Source organism: Stieleria varia, from assembly GCF_038443385.1.
GTDB lineage: Bacteria > Planctomycetota > Planctomycetia > Pirellulales > Pirellulaceae > Stieleria > Stieleria varia.
The window spans coordinates 7,896,740-7,915,972 of sequence record NZ_CP151726.1 but is presented as its reverse complement, the minus strand read 5'-3'; the positions used below and the strand labels follow the sequence as shown (position 1 = coordinate 7,915,972).

The 19,233-nt window shown below is 57.0% G+C and carries 17 protein-coding genes; 6 read left to right on the top strand and 11 right to left on the bottom strand.

Annotation, left to right across the window (positions count from 1 at the left end; all coding sequences use genetic code 11):
- Nucleotides 1–581 precede the first annotated feature (581 nt).
- From Pla52nx_RS26665 to Pla52nx_RS26650, 4 genes are all read right to left on the bottom strand, one after another.
- Nucleotides 582–1,031, bottom strand: coding sequence for a Clp protease N-terminal domain-containing protein (locus Pla52nx_RS26665; RefSeq protein ID WP_197454364.1), 450 nt, complete (start codon nt 1,029–1,031; stop codon nt 582–584).
- Nucleotides 1,032–2,131: 1,100 nt separating this feature from the next.
- Entirely contained in the window at nt 2,132–2,623 is a 492-nt protein-coding gene (locus Pla52nx_RS26660; RefSeq protein ID WP_146518941.1) for a GNAT family N-acetyltransferase, read from the bottom strand.
- Between the two features lie 644 nt (nt 2,624–3,267).
- Nucleotides 3,268–3,600, bottom strand: a complete 333-nt coding sequence (locus Pla52nx_RS26655) for a type II toxin-antitoxin system PemK/MazF family toxin (RefSeq protein ID WP_146518940.1) — start codon at nt 3,598–3,600, stop codon at nt 3,268–3,270.
- Nucleotides 3,575–3,781, bottom strand: coding sequence for a hypothetical protein (locus Pla52nx_RS26650; RefSeq protein ID WP_146518939.1), 207 nt, complete (start codon nt 3,779–3,781; stop codon nt 3,575–3,577). The genes Pla52nx_RS26655 and Pla52nx_RS26650 overlap by 26 nt, the downstream gene beginning before the upstream one ends.
- A gap of 361 nt (nt 3,782–4,142) precedes the next feature.
- Between Pla52nx_RS26650 and Pla52nx_RS26645 the strand changes: the two genes are divergently transcribed.
- Nucleotides 4,143–4,337: a hypothetical protein gene (locus Pla52nx_RS26645; RefSeq protein ID WP_146518938.1), complete on the top strand. Its 195-nt coding sequence runs from the start codon at nt 4,143–4,145 to the stop codon at nt 4,335–4,337.
- Between the two features lie 339 nt (nt 4,338–4,676).
- A complete protein-coding gene (locus tag Pla52nx_RS26640; RefSeq protein ID WP_146518937.1) occupies nt 4,677–6,119 on the top strand; it encodes a RecQ family ATP-dependent DNA helicase in 1,443 nt (480 codons plus the stop codon).
- A 92-nt stretch (nt 6,120–6,211) separates the two neighbouring features.
- Here Pla52nx_RS26640 and Pla52nx_RS26635 read toward each other — a convergent pair whose 3' ends face one another.
- The 7 genes from Pla52nx_RS26635 to groL (Pla52nx_RS26605) all read right to left on the bottom strand — a co-directional run bounded on the left by Pla52nx_RS26635 (nt 6,212) and on the right by groL (Pla52nx_RS26605) (nt 12,945).
- Complete coding sequence (locus Pla52nx_RS26635) at nt 6,212–6,781, bottom strand: isochorismatase family protein (protein ID WP_146518936.1); 570 nt, start codon at nt 6,779–6,781, stop codon at nt 6,212–6,214.
- Between the two features lie 2 nt (nt 6,782–6,783).
- A complete protein-coding gene (locus tag Pla52nx_RS26630) occupies nt 6,784–7,125 on the bottom strand; it encodes an FmdB family zinc ribbon protein (protein WP_146518935.1) in 342 nt (113 codons plus the stop codon).
- 75 nt (nt 7,126–7,200) lie between these two features.
- Nucleotides 7,201–7,791 (bottom strand): nucleotide exchange factor GrpE, encoded by a 591-nt coding sequence (grpE, locus tag Pla52nx_RS26625; protein WP_146518934.1) that lies wholly within the window; start codon nt 7,789–7,791, stop codon nt 7,201–7,203.
- Entirely contained in the window at nt 7,788–8,936 is a 1,149-nt protein-coding gene (gene dnaJ / locus Pla52nx_RS26620) for a molecular chaperone DnaJ (protein ID WP_146518933.1), read from the bottom strand. Before dnaJ ends, grpE begins: the two co-directional genes overlap by 4 nt.
- Nucleotides 8,937–9,090: 154 nt before the next feature.
- Nucleotides 9,091–10,710, bottom strand: coding sequence for a chaperonin GroEL (gene groL, locus Pla52nx_RS26615; RefSeq protein ID WP_146518932.1), 1,620 nt, complete (start codon nt 10,708–10,710; stop codon nt 9,091–9,093).
- A 60-nt stretch (nt 10,711–10,770) separates the two neighbouring features.
- The gene (groES, locus tag Pla52nx_RS26610) at nt 10,771–11,067 is read right to left on the bottom strand and encodes a co-chaperone GroES (protein ID WP_146518931.1); all 297 of its coding nucleotides are present in this window, start codon (nt 11,065–11,067) and stop codon (nt 10,771–10,773) included.
- A 183-nt stretch (nt 11,068–11,250) separates the two neighbouring features.
- A complete protein-coding gene (gene groL / locus Pla52nx_RS26605; protein ID WP_146518930.1) occupies nt 11,251–12,945 on the bottom strand; it encodes a chaperonin GroEL in 1,695 nt (564 codons plus the stop codon).
- A gap of 799 nt (nt 12,946–13,744) precedes the next feature.
- On the opposite strand from groL (Pla52nx_RS26605), the gene Pla52nx_RS26600 reads away from it, so the two are divergent.
- The 4 genes from Pla52nx_RS26600 to Pla52nx_RS26585 all read left to right on the top strand — a co-directional run bounded on the left by Pla52nx_RS26600 (nt 13,745) and on the right by Pla52nx_RS26585 (nt 19,158).
- A complete protein-coding gene (locus Pla52nx_RS26600) occupies nt 13,745–15,763 on the top strand; it encodes a hypothetical protein (RefSeq protein ID WP_146518929.1) in 2,019 nt (672 codons plus the stop codon).
- Nucleotides 15,764–15,893: 130 nt separating this feature from the next.
- Entirely contained in the window at nt 15,894–17,624 is a 1,731-nt protein-coding gene (gene polX, locus Pla52nx_RS26595; RefSeq protein WP_231741812.1) for a DNA polymerase/3'-5' exonuclease PolX, read from the top strand.
- A 111-nt stretch (nt 17,625–17,735) separates the two neighbouring features.
- Entirely contained in the window at nt 17,736–18,050 is a 315-nt protein-coding gene (rplU, locus tag Pla52nx_RS26590) for a 50S ribosomal protein L21 (RefSeq protein WP_146518927.1), read from the top strand.
- Nucleotides 18,051–18,147: 97 nt separating this feature from the next.
- Entirely contained in the window at nt 18,148–19,158 is a 1,011-nt protein-coding gene (locus Pla52nx_RS26585) for a serine/threonine protein kinase (protein ID WP_146518926.1), read from the top strand.
- Nucleotides 19,159–19,233: the final 75 nt, after the last annotated feature.

Sequence of the window (19,233 nt, the reverse complement as noted above, 5' to 3'; positions counted from 1 at the left end):
TCCTTATCATCGCATGATTATCGTGCGCTTCGCCACCTAGCCATTTTTGTGTAGGACAGTTGCGGCGGAGAACCAACCAGCGTATGCATCACAACCAAGGCCATCTACTGCAAGGTTGCCCATCAGTGTCTTACATGTTTCATAAAACTCATCGTACTCGGACGCGTTGAGGGTAAACGGTTCCCACTGGAGTATGATCTCGGAGCCAGCGTCGTCTACCCCGCATCGCAGGAACGAATTCAACAAGTGGATGGGAGGGAACAATCCAGACTGCCGGACGATATCGAACGTCAAGCCCTTGGTCGCGATTGTGACCGCTTTTGCCACACTCATCTGTAGGCACCGTTGGTTGCGATGGATGTTCTTCCGGTAACGGCACGGATCACGCGGTCGCCCTGAGTGACCCTCTAATTCAATAAGCACGACTGGGCAACTAGTGCATCGTCCAGTCTTAGAACGTGGGTTCGGTAGATGAGCCGTTTTGGCGTTAGCCACGGTTTTCGTGACACAATCGTGGCTAACGCCAAAACGGCTAACCCCAAAATCAAGACCGGACGATGCACTAGTCGTGAATCTGATTGTTACCAGTCGATCCCTGGCGGAAAAGGTAGCGTGTATTTGTCCAATTCTGATGCCGATGTTAACTGCCTGCGCATCGTGTTCACGTCAACCATTGCGTCGTCCGAAATCAGTTGAACCATCGGTTCGGATTCAAGATCAAGAAAGGCCAGGAACATGTGTTCGGGATTGACGCCAAGGTGACCAAGTGCTTTGGCAATGTGTATGGAATTTACAAGCAACTGTTTTGCCTGCGGAGTCTGCGGAACGTTCGTCGATCCATCGCCATTTCCGGACGTGATTTGCTTGTTCACAAGTTCACGAACTCTGGCGCATGAAACGGCAAGGTCGGAATGCTTTGCCACCGCGATGTCCGTATCGGGAGCGGTTAATACTAGCAGAATGTGTTCAATGCCGACGTAATCATGTTTGTGAGCGGCAACGTAATCCAGTGATTGTCGGATCGTCTCCACGGCCCGTTTCGTGAATGGCCGAACATCCATCTAATTCCTGCGTGAAAATCTAAGTGTGATGGGTGAGAACGAACTGCGATGGATGCAGGCACAGGACGTGCATGCATCCATCGTGCGTTGAACTTTGTTGGAGGTTGCCAGCACCAATGACATGGACCGTGGGACTTGAGTCGGGATGTCCAATCCGCCCAAAAGAGATTCTATCTCAATCCACACTCTCGGTGTCAGAGCGGGGCCCGTGTCAGACCAAGCCAGTACATCCGGATCGCTTTTGCCGGTTTCGGTCCCATTTTCTTTGCGACTTCGACCCTTTTTCTCGTCCCCAGACCTTTTTTGTTGCCCCGACATCGCCATCGGGTCCGTCAAGCGAAGCGGAACGGTAGGTCATGCTTTGCATGACAAAAGACGGTCCGCTCATCTTCACGTTTGCAGCGTGGATTCGGGGAGACACCTGCTGAGGTCCCACGCTACCGGTTTGCGACGGACGGTTGCCGCCACGCAAAGCATGCCTTGCCTGATGAACGCTACGTCAGGGCGCCCACCGCGAGGGCACCCACCACAAGGGCACATAGTGTGCGGGCAAAAGTTGCGGGCAGAATGAGCATGAACATTTTTTTGCCCCTCCATTTTTTTGCCCTATCTCTTCCTGCCGATGCGTTTCAAGTCGATCCGCCAGCCAGAAGTCGCGATCAATACCACTTGACCTTGTTCCATTTGATCGGCTTGGAACACGTACAAAGTTCCGGCACTAAGGTCTCCGGAATGGGATAAACAGGTACCAATTTCGGACCGTTTCCCGTTCACAGTCGCTCATACCACCCACAGATCGATCATGCTCACTGTCTTTCTTTCTGTATCGTTCCAGACATAGTCTAGTGCTTCAACGACTGATTTTGAGCTTCGATCTAAGACAGCCATTGCAAGACAATAGCACGCTGCATTTCTATTTCGGAAAGCTGGCTGAGCCCGAACACACCTTGTAGTTTTAGTGCGTCCTGTGCGTTTTCGGGGGCGTGAGGCTGACGCACGAAACGAATTCTTGTTTTGGCGAAAGTATCGGGATGGCCCCTGCGGTTCACCACATGGCTCGTTGGAATTCATCAGGTGAGTTGTTTTACCATGTATTGCGATCCTCCACCGTCTGAATCTGCTGCGTAAACTGCCTGCTGAAACCCGAATCTTGTGTAGATGCCGCGGGCGACCGGATTGTTCTCCTGCACTTCCAGGGACAGTTTGCAGCAGCCGATACGTCTCGCTTCATTTTCGATGGCGAACAACAATTGGTTTCCGATCCCTTTGCCTCGTAAACGAGGTTCTACGAAGAAATCGCTGATGTTGATGAGCGGTTTGGCAGCAAATGTAGAGAAGCCACGGAAACACGTAGCAATTCCGCAAGGAGTCTTGTTGTCCAGAGCAAGAAAGACAATCGTTGTCGGATGCTCGGACAATCCTGAAATCAAGTTCTCTTTGGCGTAGTCCGAAAGACCATGGCCATCACCCATTGGGTCGCACGAATACGCTTCCATCATTGCAAGGACCGCGCATTGATGGTCAGGATTAGAAAGATCTGCTTTTAAGATTTCGATGGCCATAGCTATTGTCAATCATATCGAACGCACCAGCGCGCGCCAATTTTCCCGAGCCGAACGAATGGGGACAGTCCCCATGAATGACATGATTCCACGCTCTCCATCCGGGCTTGGCCCGGTGGAAGCAAGACTGATGAGCTACAAAGAAGCGGTCGATCCTCTTGGCTCCCCTCCGGCCTCGTGCCGGTGGAAGCAAGGACGATCACTGGCCATCTCACGTCGCGTTCGTCCCTTTGCCACTGGCACGAGGCCAGTGGGGAGATGGGTTGCGATTGACCTGCGGTGTCGTAGCCAGTCAGTCGGATTCACCACCGGCACAAGGCCGGTTGGAGTCTGGTCAAATGGAACGGATGGGTTTGATGCGTGTCCTATCGTGTCGCTTGCGGCTTTGCGATGAGTGGCAAGGGGCCGCGTTGTTTGGGAGACAGAGCGTCTTTCCGCGACGTCTGGTGTCCAGCGAGCTTTATCCAGCGAGTACCTAGCCGCCGAGGGCTTGTTTATTCTTGAAGAGTGCTGGCTATCGCTTGCATCCTTGAGGCGAAACGCACGGTATTCATCGATCCTGGGCGGACCCGCATGCTAGGTGTTGTTAGAGGGTCCCGGGTAACCGGGCCCCTATCTCGATACCCATGGTTCGTCCACGTTTTCTATGAAGCGGTCTCAAACCCAAGCCAAAGTTTGACCGCGTCCTCGACATCCGTCATCTGATCCTGGGGCAAGGTGCCGATTCGGCGAATCAGCTTGACGGTAGGTATCGTAACGACTTTTTGCGCGTCAAACGCACCCGGCTTGTGAAATCGGACACTCGAGCGGACCTCGAATCGTGAGTCTCGTGTGCTTGTGGTGTGCGGCACGATCGTGGTCAATACGCGATCGTTGTCGTCATCAGCAGGTACGCTGAGAATCAAACAGGGGCGAACCTTGGCAACCATTCCGAGATCGACAAGCCACACATCAGCCCGGGTCGGCATCGTTGCCATTCGATTCCTCAGCATCCAACGATTGGAAAAGGTCGTCGGCGATCACCACGAGTTGCTCGTCCGAAAGCTTTGTGTCAGGTAATTCGCCGCTTCTTCGGAGCATGGCGATGAGCAATTCGTGCCGCTCCTTCTCGGGAAGTGACTCGAATGTTTCTAGCAGTTGTGTTGCGGTGTCAGACATTGCTGGACTTCGTGTAAAGGTCTGTCCCATTATAGTCGGACGAACTTGTAATTAAGGGGAGTTAGGACTTGGCGGTTGGCTATTTGACGGCTTATGGGCGGTTGCCGCTCGATTTTTTTCCGGACTTATTGGCAGTTGACTGGTTTTGCCAGGCTTCACAGCAGTTTGCCAATAAGAACGTTTGGCATTATAGGCAGTTGCAGCCTCGAATGCGGCCTTGGGTGGGGCTGACACCGCTTGGCAGGCCCTGCGTTTTGACGGCACTGCCAGTTTGTGCATTTGGATTTTCGATTCCAGGGGCACGCAATGAGTAGATCAGAGAGCACGGGATAGTGGACACATTGACTCCAAGGAATCACTCGTGCTGCAAGAGTATCGAAGTGTGATCCGAGCGAATCAACTTGCGTACAGTACTGAGGAAGTGTCTGTCGCTCAGGTCTGCATGTTTCTCAAGGCAGCCAAGCGTTTGGATGTGATCGAACGCGCGGGTATGGAAGAGGGTTATGGGCTTAGTGATTTGGCCGCCCGAGGTGTGGAGTCCCATCTAACGGATTGAGCAGCATCTGTCGCTGCGTCCGCAGCTTGATGGGACGATTGCCGGTCGGACGTGGGGCTGACGCCCCACGCTTTATGCTTGTTTAGGCGTGAGAACCGGACGCTATCGCGTGGCGGCTGATGAATAGCCGGGCTGGTGTTACGGACTGTATGAATGCTTCTTAGCGTTAGGGTGTCGGGGCTTGTCATGGAGACGGTGCTTGTGTGCCAGCGGCACGGTTGACTCCTCGCTTTGCTCGCTGGGGTTAGCGTCTCGGAGAGACGCTTCTACGTGAAGGGTGCGGGATGCTGTGTGTAGGGAGGGTTGCCTGATCGGCTGGCTTGGGGCAGGATTTCGAGAATGAATGATTTGCCTGACCGTTACGCCCCCAGCCAATTGCTGAAACGATATTTCGGGTTCGATCAGTTTCGGACCAGTCAATCAGCCGTTATCGATCATGTCCTGGCGGGAAAACATGCCATGGTGGTGATGCCCACGGGGATGGGGAAGTCGTTGTGCTACCAGATTCCCGCGTTGAGCTTTCCGGCCAGTTCTGGCCAACTGGTTTTGGTCTTGTCGCCTTTGATCGCGTTGATGCAGGATCAAGTGGACTCGATGCAGCAGCGAGGGATTGAGGCCACGTTCATCAACTCGTCGTTGGACCGCGAGACGAGGATGCGGCGGTATGAGGACGTTGCCGATGGTCGCTACCGATTGTTGTTCGTTACTCCCGAACGATTCCGGAAGCCTGATTTCTGTGATGTGATTTCAAAGCGAACGGTCAGCCTGCTGGCGGTCGATGAAGCCCACTGTGTCAGTCAGTGGGGACACGACTTTCGCCCGGACTACACACGGGTTGGTGAAATCCGGCAGTTGCTCGGAAATCCGACAACGATTGCGTTGACCGCGACGGCGACCGCCGAGTGTCGGCGGGATATCTATCGTCAGTTGCAGATTCCGGAAAACGATATCCGACTGTTTCACGAAGGGATTGATCGTCCGAACTTGACGCTCGATGTTCAGCCTGTTTGGGACGAAAGCGAAAAGATTGCAGCGCTCGGTGATCTGCTCCAAGATCCCGACTACTCCAGCGGCAGCGTCATCGTTTATTTTTCACTGATCAAGACACTGCAACGCTTCAGTGAGCATCTCACCTCCGACGGCCTGGACCACGTCTGTTATCACGGAGATCTTGGGCGGGGCTTGCGGCGTCGTTTGCAGGATGAATTCATGAACGGAGATGCGGATGTTGTTTTGGCGACCAATGCGTTCGGCATGGGGATCGACAAAGAAGACATCCGGATGGTGATCCATGCCGAGACGCCTGGGTCGATCGAGTCGTATTATCAAGAGATTGGTCGTGCTGGACGCGACGGCAAGCCCAGTCGCTGTGTTTGGCTCTACGACCAAAGTGACTTGATGACGCAGATGCAGTTCATCGAGTGGTCCAACCCGGATGCCGCGTTTTACACACGGCTGTATCAGTTGTTGGTCGAGCACAACGAGCAGTGCCGCGCGTTCGGTTTGGATTGGATGAATGAACAGATTCAACGGCGAAGTCGTCATGACCACCGCATGACCACCGCCATCTCAATCTTGGATCGCCACGGCGTGATCGGAGGTCCACGTCCGCCGGAATGTTTTGAGGTCCTGGAGAGTCTGCCGGTAATGTTGCAGGACGATGAACGGTTGTCGGAAAAGAAGCGTCGGGACCAACAACGGCTTTACGCGATGGTCCAATTGGCGGCCGAGGAAGGAGACCGTAAGGAGTTTCTCAATCGCTACTTTTTGGAAGAAGGGTGAACGTTGGCGTTGTGAGTTGTGTTGCCGAGGGGCCTGAAGGTTGGGGTATGTCAGCCTGGAAAGGCTGACGTACGTGGGGCTGACGTACGTGATTATCGGCGGGGTTGTTTGATGAGGGCGCTGATGGATTTGAATTCGGGGCGGTCGGCTGTTTGGAGCCATTGGAAGAGGACAGACTCGATTGTTGTGATCGTTGCTCCTGCGTCGCGCATCTGGTCCAGCGCGGTTTCGTGTTCTCGACCGCCTCTCGCCGCGACGGCTTCGCTTACCACAAAGACCGAGAGTCCTTCGGCGAGTAGATCCAGGACGGTTTGCAGAACACAGACGTGGGTTTCAATTCCGGTGATCACAATCTGATCACGTCCGGCTTGTAGCCAAAGTTCCAATTCTCGACGGCAAACAGCGGCCGAGAAGTCGAGCTTTTCCTCTGGGTCAGGGAATCGCTCAGCGAGCCGTCCGACCAATGGGCCGAGCCCTTTGGGGTATTGCACGGTTGCCGCAGACGGCACGCCCAGCAAATCTGCGGCGTGCAAGAGTCGCTCGGTGACCTCCGCGACATGGCGTCCCGAGGGGACGGCAGGGACGAGTTTTTCCTGTAGGTCGATCACGAGGATCGCGCTACGCTCGATCGACAGGCAGGCGGAGGAGCGAATGTGTGGCATGCTCAGTCACTCGCCTTTTTGCTGCTGCCACCACCGTCCTTCTTCTTTGCGCTGCCGGAATCTTTCTTGGACGATGAACCGGAGTCAGAGGACTTGGAATCGCTTGATTTGGAATCGCCCTTTGACTTGCTGTCCTCTTTGGCGGCCTTTTTGTAGCCTTCGCTGCGATAGTCGGTTTGATAAAAACCGCTGCCCTTGAAGACGATCGCGGCACCGCTACCAAACAGCCGTCGGAGCTTGGACTTGCCACACTCCGGGCATTTTTTCTTCACGGGCTCATTGATGCCTTGGAACAACTCCATGGTGTGTCCGCAAGCATCGCATTCGTAGTCGTAGGTCGGCATGGTTGGAGTAATCGATCGGTAAAAAAGTTGAGTTCCGAAACCAAGAATCTATCGCAACGCTATTGGGTTTTATGGCTATTGAGGCGGTCCGGTGCTGACCACGACTTGGCTGGGGCGTACGACGCGGTCGTGCAATTGAAAACCGGTGACCGCAACGTGCGCAACGGTGCCGCTGGGGTGATCAGCGCTGGGCATTTGCGAGATCGCTTCGTGGAAATTGGGGTCAAACAATTCACCTTCGGCTGGAATCTGACGAACGCCATGTTTGGCCAAGGCGTCGTCGAATTGTTTGGCGACCATTTCAACGCCTTCACGTAGGCCTGAGTTTTGTTCGCCCGCCGCAGCGGCCTCGATAGCACGGACCAAGTTGTCGCGTACTTCGAGTAGATCGGTGACAATGTTGGTCGTTGCGAATTTGAGTTGGCCTTCAAAGTCACGGCGCATGCGTTTACGGAAGTTTTCCGCTTCCGCTTGAGCCATCAAGGCGCGTTTCTCGGCGGCATCCACTTCTCCGCGCAAGCGTTCCATTTCTTCGTCGCGGGTTTCGGGTTGCTCTGGGATTTGAACGGCGTCTTCATCCTGCAGCACTTCGTCGATGGCCTCATCAGGATCATAAACGCGGCCTTCGAATTGATCATCGAATTGATCGTCGGATTCTGGTGTCATTGTTTTGCAGAGGGATCTGGGTCGGGGTCAAAAAAGTTGCGTAGCTTGTCGAGAAACGAGGTCCGCTGAGGCAGGACGCTTTCGTGGTCCAGGTCGGCCAATTCCCTCAGCAGTCGTTCTTGTTCTCCGCTGAGTTTTTTGGGGACTTCGATGAACACTTGAACGAGCAAATTGCCGATGCGACGTGATCGTGGGTCGATGACGCCTTTTCCACGCAACGTGAACACTTCGCCGTTCTGAGTTCCGGGTTCGATGCGTAACTGATGCGGACCGTCCAGCGTCGGGACATCGATTTCGGCGCCCAAGGCGGCTTGGCTGTAGGAGATCGGCAGACGCAGGATCAGGTTGTTGCCGTCGCGTTTGAAAAGGTCATGGGGTTGGACGGAGATGAAGCAGTAGCAGTCACCGGGAGGTCCGCCGTCGGGGCTGACTTCGCCTTCGCCTTGAACTCGAACGCGGATACCGTCATCGACACCGGCGGGGATCTCGACGGTCAGTTCGGCCTTTTGTTTTTGCAAGCCGCTGCCGTGGCAATCGTTACAGGGCTGGCTGATCTTGTGGCCCGCACCGTTGCAGTGAGGGCACGCGGTTTGGACTCGCAGGATACCCGCTGATTGGATGACTTGGCCTTGTCCGCCGCACGTCGTGCAGGTCTCCGGCTTGCTGCCCTCGGCCGCACCGCTGCCGTTGCAAGTGTCACAGCGGACGTGTCGTCGAAACGAAAGGTCTTTGCTGACACCGCGAGCGGCTTCTTCCAGGGTCAGGGTGACATCACAGCGGATGTCCGCACCACGTCTGGCCCGGCGTCTGCGTCCGCCGCCGCCACGACCGCCGAACAGATCACCGAACATGCCACCGCCGAACAGATCGCCAAAGGCTTCGAAGATGTCTTCGACGTCATTGAACTGATGTGCTGCGCCGTTGACGCCGGCGTGTCCGTACTGATCGTATCGCGCGCGTTTGTCGCTATCGCTCAGGATCTCGTACGCCTCGGACGCTTCCTTGAACAATTCAACGGCGTCTTCGCCACGATTGCTGTCCGGGTGGTACTTGATCGCCAGTTTGCGATAGGCGCGATCGATGACTGATTTATTGGCGCTACGTTCGACGCCCAGCACTTCGTAATAACAGCGTTTTTCGCTCATCAATGCATTCGCGCGTTGTTACCGGAATGGTGATGTTACCGGAATGGTGATGTTACCGGAATGGTAGTGTATGACTCAAAAAAACGGGTCGCGAGCCGACTACGGCACCGCGACCCGACTTTGATTTGTGAATCATTTCAACAAAGTGTTCCGATCAGGCAACGACGCCTTCGATCGGAGCGCGACTTTTGTCTTCTTTGTCGAAATTCGTCACCAAGGCTTCGGTCGTCAGCAGCAAACCTGCGATGCTGCCGGCGTTGGACAAGGCGGTACGGACAACTTTGACCGGGTCGATCACACCTGCCTTGAGCATGTCGACGTATTCGCCGGTGTGGGCGTTGTAGCCGATCGTGTTGCCCTTTTGGCTGACTTCGTCAACCACGACACTGCCGTCGATTCCACCGTTGTCGGCGATCTGACGCATCGGAGCGGAGAGGGCACCCAGGACGATGCCGACGCCGATCTTTTCGTCGCCCTTGGCTTTCTTTTGTGCTTCCAAGACCGCTTCGCGGCAGCGAACCAGAGCGACACCGCCGCCGGGCAGGATGCCTTCTTCCACTGCCGCGCGGGTGGCGTGCAGTGCGTCTTCCAGGCGCGCCTTGGTCTGCTTCATCTCGGCTTCGGTTTCGGCACCGACGCTGATGACCGCAACACCACCGGCCAGCTTGGCCAAGCGTTCCTGGTACTTTTCTTTGTCGTAATCGCTATCGGTTTGCTCGATCTGGGCACGAATCTGAGCGACACGTTGATCGATGTCGGCACGCTTTCCGCCGCCTTCGATGATCGTCGTGCTGCTCTTGTCCACGGTCACGCTCTTAGCGCGGCCGAGTTGTTCCAGCGTCACGTTCTCGAGTTGGATGCCGAGGTCTTCGCTGATCAGCGTTCCGCCGGTCAGGGTAGCGATGTCACCCAGCATGGCTTTGCGACGGTCGCCGAATCCGGGAGCCTTGACGGCACAGACGTTCAGCGTTCCGCGTAGCTTGTTGACCACCAACAGGGTCAACGCTTCCGCGTCGACGTCTTCGGCGATGATCAGCAAAGGTTGTCCGGTCTGAGCTGATTTTTCCAGCAAAGGAATCAGGTCGCGGATGTTGCTGATTTTCTTTTCGTACAGCAGCACCAACGCGTTTTCCAAGTTGGCTTCCATCGTTCCGGCATCGGTGATGAAGTAAGGCGACACGTAGCCTTTGTCGAATTGCATTCCGTCGACATAGCTGACTTCGGTGTCGCGGCTCTTGCCTTCTTCCACCGTGATGACGCCGTCTTTCCCTACTCGTTCCAGGGCATCGGCCAGCAGGTTGCCGATGGTGGAATCGTTGTTGGCGCTGATCGCACCGACGTTAGCGATTTCTTCCTTGTTCTTGACGGGGCGTCCCATCTCGACAAGGTGATCGCTGGCTGCTGCGACGGCCTTTTCGATTCCGCGACGGATCGCGGCGGGATTGCTGCCGGCAACGATGTTGCGCAAGCCTTCTTTGAAGATCGCACGTGCCAGGACGGTTGCGGTTGTGGTTCCGTCACCTGCCAGGTCGCTGGTCTTCTGGGCGACTTCGATCACGAGCTTGGCGCCCATGTTCTCGAATCGGTCTTCCAGTTCGATTTCTTTGGCCACTGTCACACCGTCTTTGGTGACCGTGGGGCCGCCGAACGACTTGTCGATGATGACGTTGCGACCCGTGGGGCCCATGGTCACGGCGACGGCATCGGCCAGCTTGTCGATGCCGGCGAGCATTCGCGACCGAGCTTGGTCGTCAAAAAGCAATTGTTTTGCCACGAGAGGATTCCTCTATTGAAAAACGGTGATTTGTTGGTTTCTGGACGGGGTGGAAGTGCCTTAGAGCACCTTTGCCAGAATATCGCTTTCGCGAAGGATCTTCATTTCCTGGCCATCGACTTCGATGTCGCTGCCGCCGTACTTGCCATAGATCACGGTGTCGCCAACAGCAACGCTCAATTCGCCGCGGTTTCCGTTGTCGAGCAGTTTGCCGGGCCCGACGGCAACGATCGTTCCGCGCTGCGGTTTTTCCTTGGCCGAGTCGGGGAGCACGATTCCGCCAGCCGTCGTGGTTTCTGCTTCAACGGGCTGGACAACGACACGATCATCCAATGGACGCAAATTCAGTTTTGCCATGATGGGAAGTTCTTTTTTTGAAAGTGGGTTGAGTTGTTTTTGATTTGGTTGAGGAGGTCGCATCGCTCAGGGGAAAGATTCATCCGCAAGATTGAGTGATGCGACCGAAATTGGACAGTCGCACAGTTTGCACCGTCGACAGTTTGCACCGTCGACAGTTTGCACCGTCGACAGGGCAACGGCTTACATCATGCCGCCCATGCCGCCCATTCCGCCCATGCCACCCATGCCCGGCATTCCGCCGCCCATGCCGTGGTCGTGGTGGTGGTCGCCGCCGCCTTCCTCTTCTTCCACGGGAATGTCAGCGACAAGCGATTCGGTGGTCAGCAACAGGGCTGCCACGCTGGCAGCGTTGGTCAGTGACGTGCGAACGACTTTGGCGGGATCGACGATGCCGGCTTCGACAAGGTCGCAGTACTTCTCCGCGTTGGCGTCGTAACCTTCGGTCTTGCCCTTCATCTGCAGCACGCGGTTGACGACAACGGCTCCATCCAAGCCGGCGTTGTTTGCGATCGCTCGCAACGGTTGGTCGAGGATGTTGCGGATGATACGGATGCCCAATTGCTCGTCACCCGAGGAAGCTTTTTCGAGTTTCTCGACCGCGGGGCGACAACGCAGCAAGGTGGTTCCGCCGCCGGGAACGATGCCTTCCTCCAACGCCGCTTGCGTTGCCGCACGAGCGTCGTCGATCAAGGCCTTGCGTTCTTTCATTTCCGTTTCGGTGACCGCACCGACGTTGATTTGAGCAACGCCACCGGCAAGTTTAGCCAAGCGTTCTTGCAGTTTTTCTTTGTCGTAATCGCTGTCGGTCTGTTCGATTTCGCGACGGATCTGCTGCACACGACCTTCGATGTCGCTCTTAGATCCTTTGCCGCCGACGATCGTGGTGGCTTCGCTGGTGATGCGGATCTTTTTGGCAACGCCCAAGTCGCTGAGCTTGACGCTTTCCAGATCGATGCCAAGGTCCTTGAAGATCGCTTTGCCAGCGGTGAGGACCGCGATGTCACCAAGGATGGCTTTGCGTCGATCGCCGTAGCCGGGTGCTTTGACGGCACAAGCCGACAGGATGCCTCGCATTTTGTTGACGACCAAAGTGGCCAGGGCTTCGCCCTCGACGTCTTCGGCGATCACCAACAGCGGCCTCTTGGCCTTGCTAACTGCTTCGAGCAGCGGGATCATCTTCTTGTTGTTGCTGATCTTTTCTTCGAACAGCAGCACGTAGCAGTCCTCCAGTTCCACTGCCACGTTGTCTTGGTCGGTGACAAAGTGGGGCGAGAGGAAACCGCGGTCAAACTGCATGCCTTCGACCACATCGACGGTGGTCGAGTTGCTGCGGCCTTCTTCGACGGTGATGACACCGTTCTTGCCGACTTGGGTGAACGCGTTTGCGAGCACGTCGCCGATTTCTGGATCATTGTTTCCGGCGATCGTTGCGACTTGCTTGATCTCGCTCTTGCTCTTTTCGTTGACCGGCTTGGCCATTTTGCTGATTTCAGCAACGGCACAGTCGACGGCTTTGGCCATCCCGCGAGAAAGGGCCATCGGGTCGGCACCAGAGGCGACCATCTTCAGGCCTTCGCGAAAGATCGCTTCGGCGAGAACGGTTGCGGTGGTGGTTCCGTCGCCGGCGACGTCATTGGTCTTGCTGGCGGCTTCTTTGACAAGCTGGGCACCCAAGTTTTCGAAGGGGTCATCCAGTTCGATGTCTTCAGCGACGGTCACACCGTCCTTGGTGACTTTGGGGGATCCCCAGCCTTTGTCCAGCACGGCGTTGCGACCACGAGGCCCCAACGTGCTGCGGACCGCTCGGGCCAGTTTGCTGACGCCGGCCAACAACGGCCCACGTGCGTCGTCGTCGAAAACGATTTGCTTTGCCACGACGTTCTCTCTCCTGTGATTCGAAATTCAAGCTGCTGTGCCTCCGGTGGATCGCCACCGCTGAGAAAGGACACCGCATGCGTTTCGGGAAATGGGACAAATATGTGTGTGTAGTACGGAACCGCTGGTCTGCCGCTGTGGATTCGCTGCTCGAGATTGTTTTTCGAGATTGTTGTTCGATCGGGATTTTCTGATCCCTAAGAATCTGATCCCTAAGAATCCGTGAATCCCAAACCGAACCCATGTTCCGAATCCGCGTTGGGCAGCACTCCAGGTTCCGTCGATTCGCTCACGCGGGCACCGATGGCAGTCTCCATCGATGACGGCGACACGTAAGCAATCGTCGTGCCAACTGATCCGTTCGCTGCGAAAAAAATCCGGAGTCCTGAGAGCCGATGGTGATCAGCGGCAGGGGGCGCAGGTTCTGCAGCGGCCAATTGCACGAGCGGCGAATCGTACCCGTCGTGGCGGTTTTGCATAAGCCCCATGGTCAACAACTCTCGCGGAAACCGACTTTTACCAGCATTTTCCAGTGGCAAAGTGTCTTCCCTGGGCCGTCAAAACCTGCCGAATCGTTGCGAACCGGCAGGGGGTTGCCCGAAAGGCCTGCCAAGTGGAAATGTTGGCAGATCAAAACGTTGACGAATCCCTTTCTGAAGCGTCCACTTCCGCTGGAATCATTCCGCGTCCGCGATCGGTATGCCTGCTCGGCACCGCCCTGGTAGGCCTGGTTTCTCGGATCGCAGTGGATCCGCCCGCAATGAAGAAAACAAAGTCCCGCACGGAAAGAATCAAAATCATGTTCCTCAGCCGAATCAGCGTTACCGCATTCGTTCTGCTGGCAACCTGCAGCACGTCCCACGCCGGCTTGTGCGATTGGCTTTTCGGCCGTCCTGTGGCTTATTCGGCGGGTTATCCCGCTCCCTACGTCGCGGGTTATCCGGCTCCGGTTGTCGGTGGAGCGTACTCCGCCGGCTACGCGGGGACGCCTGTGGTTTCATATTATGGCGGTGTCCCGGTGGCGGGGCTGTCGACTCAGACTGCCAATTTGGCCAACCCGGTCTATGCGGGCCGCCCGATCATCAGCAGCCAACCGCTTGCCAATGGAGTCGTCCAGGCTCAGCGTCCCGCGTATCCGACGACGGTCACGACTTACGACAATCCATCGGTCTACACGGGTCTGCCGGTCAGCAAGGGTCTGCCGGTCAGCACCTCGCCGCTACAGCAAACGTCGTATAGTCTGCCGGTGACGGGAACAGCGGTGCCGCTCAACTCTGTGCCTCTTTCCGGGACGGTCTCTGGCACTCAGTATTCCGCCGGGTATACACCCAGCGGAACAAACACGTATGGGGCTGCGTTGCCTCTGACGGGCACGCCCATCTACAACGCACCTGCCTACAGCTCGCCAGCCTATAGCTCGCTGCGTCCCACCGTTCCGATCGCGTCCACGCTCCGTGGTGCGTCGACCAGCAGCAATCCGTTTTACGGTACGGGCAACCTTTACCCGACGACGAGCACGCCCTATCAGGCCAACTATGGCAGTGTCGCTCCGGTGCAATACGCAGCCCCGGTGGTTAATTCAGGGGCTGTGTTGCCGATCGTTCCCAGTCAAAGCGGTCTCTCTCGGTTCTTCAGTTCGCTGTTCGGCGGTCGCAACCAACCCAACTATTACAGCTCGTACTATTCGGCGCCGGTGACTTACTATCGCCCGGCGACGACGTTCAATCCGGTCACGGGAACGACTGTCACGACTCAACAAGCCTGTTCGTCTTACGTTCAGCAACTGCAACGCACGCCCTACAACAGTTTTCAGCTTGCCCCGGTCAGTCCAGGCGTCACCACGATCAATCCAGGTTGCAACACGACCAGCACCACGGTGATGCCTTTGTCGTCTTATCCGGCCAGTGGCGTCGGCGTTGACCCGTATTCGTCGCCTGTTACCGTGCCCGGCACGGCGATCGGCCAAGTCGGCGGGGTCATGTCACAGGGTGACCCCGGCGTGATTCCGATTCCTTCGACCACTCAGCCGTACTACGGACCCGGTGCGGTGACTGGACCACTTACTGGGCCGTCCGCCGCTGACCCGCAAGACGCTCAGAATGTTCCAAAGCCGGAGCTGCAATCCAACAAGCCGGTCTTGAGCGATCCGATGACGGGCAACAGTGAAACTCAGCCACGCACCGACGCGGGTTACTATCGCTCATTCAGCGAGCCCGCATGGCCGATCGATCCTCAGGCCGGCGGCAGCGGCAATGAAGAAACTCAGTCGCGTGAGCCGGAGTCACCGATTTCGCTGCGTCGATCGGTTGGTTCCTTCAGTGTCTCGCGTCCAGATGCGAGCCCCAGCCTGGCGGCGCCCGAGTTGCTTGATCGTGAGACGAGCGCTGAGCGTCAAGGTTACAGCGACATCCGGCCGATCGGTGCCCCGGAAGATTTTCAGTCGCCGTTCACCAGCGGAGCAGACGAGTCAGATGTGCCGTTGTTGCCGCCTCCGAGTCTGCCCGCGCAAGAGCCGGCTTCCGGCAGCACGACGGTTCGCTTGAGCGTACCGGTACGTCCCGCCGTCACGCAGCCTGCCCGAACGTTGACCGCCCAACCGCTGGCCGTGCAGCCACCTGCTGTGCAGCCCTCGATCGTTCAGTCGGCCGCCCAAGCAAGCGAGATTCAGCGTGTCAATCACGAGCAGCCGGCATGGCAGACCCGTGGTGATTATGACTCACGTCGACAAACCGTTGCCCGGCCTGCGGACGAGGAGCGTCGCTCCACCGGCGGTTGGAAACCAGCCCGTCGGCGATTTGAGTCCTATCCGGGCAACTGATCCATCGATCACCGCGTTGCTCTGTCCGCGACGCTCTTTCCGCTTCGCCGTCTCTGGCGTCTAATCGTGTTGGGTGATGCGCACGGCATCCTTCACCCAGTCGCCCCGACGATGCAGGAGACACGGTTCAGTGGACAACGCGGCAATAGCGAATGTTTTCGATGAGATGGCGGAGCTGTTGGAGTTCCGCGGCGAGAATCCGTTCCGCATTCGTGCTTACCAAAACGGCGCGAAAGCCATTCGGGACCTTGATGAATCCGTTGCCGATATCTTGGCCGATCCGTCTCGCAATTTGGCAGATGTGCCGGGCATCGGAAAAACGCTGGTGGAGAAAACGCAAGTCTTGTTGGAGACCGGCGGGCTGCCTCAACTGGACGAGTTGCGAAAGGCCATTCCGGAAATCTTGATCTCGATGTCGCGGATCCCTGGGTTGGGTGCCAAGAAAGCCGCCAAGCTCCGCGAGTCCCTCGACATCGACACGCTGGATGACTTGCGAGCCGCTTGCCAAGCCGGCTTGGTCGCAAAGCTGAAAGGATTCGGGGCCAAGACCGAGCAGATGATTCTGGAGGGCTTGGAAATCGCAGAGCAAGCCGCCCAGCGGATGCGTTGGGCCGACGGTGATGCGTTGGCGCATTCAATTGAAGAACACATGCGGCAATGCTCCGGTATCACTCAGATGCGGTGGGCGGGCAGCTATCGTCGTGGACGCGACACGATCGGTGACCTCGATTTGTTGATCGTGACCGAGGATCGCGATGCTGCGATGGATCACTTGGAATCCTATCCCGACCGGTCCACCACGATCATGCGTGGTGAAACCAAGGTATCCATCCGCGTGGGCAAAGCGTTCCAGGTCGACATGCGTTGCGTCGAGGCCAACCAGTTCGGCGCGGCGCTGCAGTATTTCACCGGCTCGCAAGCACACAACATTCACACGAGGCGGTTGGCGAAAGAAAAGGGGCTGAAGATCAACGAGTACGGAGTCTTTCGTTTGGACGATGACACGCAAGTTGCCGGCGCGACGGAAGAGGGCGTGTACGAGTCCATCGGGCTGCCGTGGATCGATCCTGAATTGCGAGAGGACCGGCGGGAGTTTCAATGGGCCGAGTATGGCAGCTTGCCCAAGCTGATCGAGTTGTCCGACCTGCGTGGCGACTTGCACATGCACACCACCGCCACGGACGGGGAGAACACGATTCGCGAAATGGCCGACGCGGCCATCGAGCGTGGGTTGCAGTACATCGCCATCACCGATCACAGCAAGCGGGTCTCGATGGCCATGGGGTTAGACGAGGAGCGGTTGCGAGCCCAGTGGCAGATGATCGACGAGATTCGCCCCGAGTACGAAGGTCGACTGGTGATCTTGAAGGGCATCGAGTGTGACATCCTGGAGGCCGGCGGCATGGACTTGCCCGATGACGTTTTGGCGGAAGCCGATTGGGTGTTGGCCAGCGTTCACTACGGTCAAAAGCAGCCCCGCGAAAAGATCACCGAGCGAATCCTGGGCGCGATCGAAAACCCACACGTCAACTGCATCGCGCACCCCACCGGTCGGCTGATCAACCGCCGCAAGCCCTATGAGGTCGACATGGACGCGGTGCTCAAGGCCGCCCAAGCCAATGGGACGTTGATGGAGCTCAATGCCAATCCGGCCAGGTTGGACCTCAATGACGTGCATTTGGCAGCCGCCAAGAAACTCGAGATTCCGATCGTGATCAGCACAGATGCCCACCATATCGGAGGGTTGGACGTGATGAGATTCGGGATCAAGCAGGCTCGTCGAGGCGGTTTGACGCGGTCCGACGTGGCGAACACCATGGATGCGGCGGATTTCCTGCGTTTGGCGGCCGTGAAACGCTAATGAGCAATTTCGACGCTGCCAATTTTGCCACTATACGCCGAACGCTGCAGTCGCTATCTTCTGGGGCTCGATTGAACCCTTACTGAACCATTTTTCCCAGCAATTCCCAACATGTACGCCATTATCGTTGACGGCGGTCGCCAATATCGCGTTGAACCCGGCATGGAAGTCGATGTGGATTTCCGCGAAGTGCCCGCGGGCGAGAACATCACCTTTGAAAAAGTCCTCGCTGTCAGCGGCGATGACGGGCTGAAGCTCGGCGCCCCTACGCTCGACGGTGCCACCGTGACGGCATCGATTTTGGGTGCAAAACAGGGCAAGAAGGTTTACGTGCAGAAGTTTCGTCGTCGCAAGAACAGCAAGCGTCGTACGGGGCATCGCCAAATCTACACCCGAGTTCGTATCGAAGAAATCGCTGGCGTTTGATCGCCCGCGTTTCGTCAGCAGTGGGCTTCTCGCCCGGATTCTTTCACTCGCCCGGCGGCGTCTGCCGCTGGAATGACCCGCTGAAGAAGTGCTGTCTATGTCCGTCCTTGAGTTGTCGAACTATGAATTCGGCGACATCCTGGGCGTAGGGACCGTTGGCACCATTTATCTGGCCACCGACCTGCACACGGGCGAGCAAGTCGCGGTGAAGAAGCTGCACCCGCGAGTCAGTCGAGATCCGCTGATTCGTGCCCGCTTTAAACGCGAGATGACCATCCTGGAGCGTCTGCGGCACCCCAATATCGTGTCGTACCTCGGCGGAGGCAGAGAAGATGACTCGCTGTTCTTTGTCATGGAAGTCGTCCACGGCGGAACCGTCCAGAACCTGCTCGATTCCGGCGGCCCCCTGCCCTGGCAAGCCGTGGTGGAGATCAGCCGCCAGATCTGCAGCGCACTGCAGTGCGCTCACAATCATGGCATCGTGCACCGTGACCTCAAGCCGAGCAACCTGTTCTTGACGCCCGAGGGTGTCGTCAAGCTCGGTGACTTTGGAATCGCTCGCGACCTCACACGCGCGGACCTCAGCAGCGATGGCGTGACCGTGGGCACGCACGCGTACATGGCACCCGAGCAGATCACAGGCGATCTGTCTGTGTCGGGCAAAGTCGACCTGTACGCGTTGGGCTGCTGTATCTTTGAAATGCTGACCGACCGCAAAGTCTTCCTTGGTGAGAACTATGCCCAGTTGTTCGAGCAACACTTAAAGCAAGCTCCGCCAAAGCTGCGGACACTCGTACCGCAATGCCCCGAGGCGCTTGAGCAAATCGTCTTCGAAATGCTCGCCAAGAAAGCCGACGATCGTCCTTTCAACGCACGGCTGGTTCAAGCCACCATGTTGGAGATCGCTGAGACGGCCGAGGCACCGGAAACCGAAAAGGCCAAGGATGACTACTCCTTTCACGTCGGCAGGGAGCAATTGGTGGAGCGAATCCAAAAACGATTCCGACCACCCGCAGTCGATATCAGTTGGAAGCGGTTTGCCTTGGCCGGCGCAATCGTCGTCGCATTGATTGCCGTTCTCTCCGTCGTGGCGGCGATGACCCAGTGATGTCGCCACGGTCAAACGCCACCCCCGTTTGACCCATAGCCGACAGACGCAGGCGACGTCGGACCCTGCGGTGTA

What these genes read in the sequence shown, in the direction of transcription:
- Pla52nx_RS26660 (WP_146518941.1), bottom strand. Translation starts at nt 2,623, where the DNA reads ATGGCCATCGAAATCTTAAAAGCAGATCTTTCTAATCCTGACCATCAA.
- Pla52nx_RS26655 (WP_146518940.1), bottom strand. Translation starts at nt 3,600, where the DNA reads ATGGCAACGATGCCGACCCGGGCTGATGTGTGGCTTGTCGATCTCGGA.
- Pla52nx_RS26650 (WP_146518939.1), bottom strand. Translation starts at nt 3,781, where the DNA reads ATGTCTGACACCGCAACACAACTGCTAGAAACATTCGAGTCACTTCCC.
- Pla52nx_RS26640 (WP_146518937.1), top strand. Translation starts at nt 4,677, where the DNA reads ATGAATGATTTGCCTGACCGTTACGCCCCCAGCCAATTGCTGAAACGA.
- Pla52nx_RS26635 (WP_146518936.1), bottom strand. Translation starts at nt 6,781, where the DNA reads ATGCCACACATTCGCTCCTCCGCCTGCCTGTCGATCGAGCGTAGCGCG.
- Pla52nx_RS26630 (WP_146518935.1), bottom strand. Translation starts at nt 7,125, where the DNA reads ATGCCGACCTACGACTACGAATGCGATGCTTGCGGACACACCATGGAG.
- grpE (WP_146518934.1), bottom strand. Translation starts at nt 7,791, where the DNA reads ATGACACCAGAATCCGACGATCAATTCGATGATCAATTCGAAGGCCGC.
- dnaJ (WP_146518933.1), bottom strand. Translation starts at nt 8,936, where the DNA reads ATGAGCGAAAAACGCTGTTATTACGAAGTGCTGGGCGTCGAACGTAGC.
- groES (WP_146518931.1), bottom strand. Translation starts at nt 11,067, where the DNA reads ATGGCAAAACTGAATTTGCGTCCATTGGATGATCGTGTCGTTGTCCAG.
- Pla52nx_RS26600 (WP_146518929.1), top strand. Translation starts at nt 13,745, where the DNA reads ATGTTCCTCAGCCGAATCAGCGTTACCGCATTCGTTCTGCTGGCAACC.
- rplU (WP_146518927.1), top strand. Translation starts at nt 17,736, where the DNA reads ATGTACGCCATTATCGTTGACGGCGGTCGCCAATATCGCGTTGAACCC.
- Pla52nx_RS26585 (WP_146518926.1), top strand. Translation starts at nt 18,148, where the DNA reads ATGTCCGTCCTTGAGTTGTCGAACTATGAATTCGGCGACATCCTGGGC.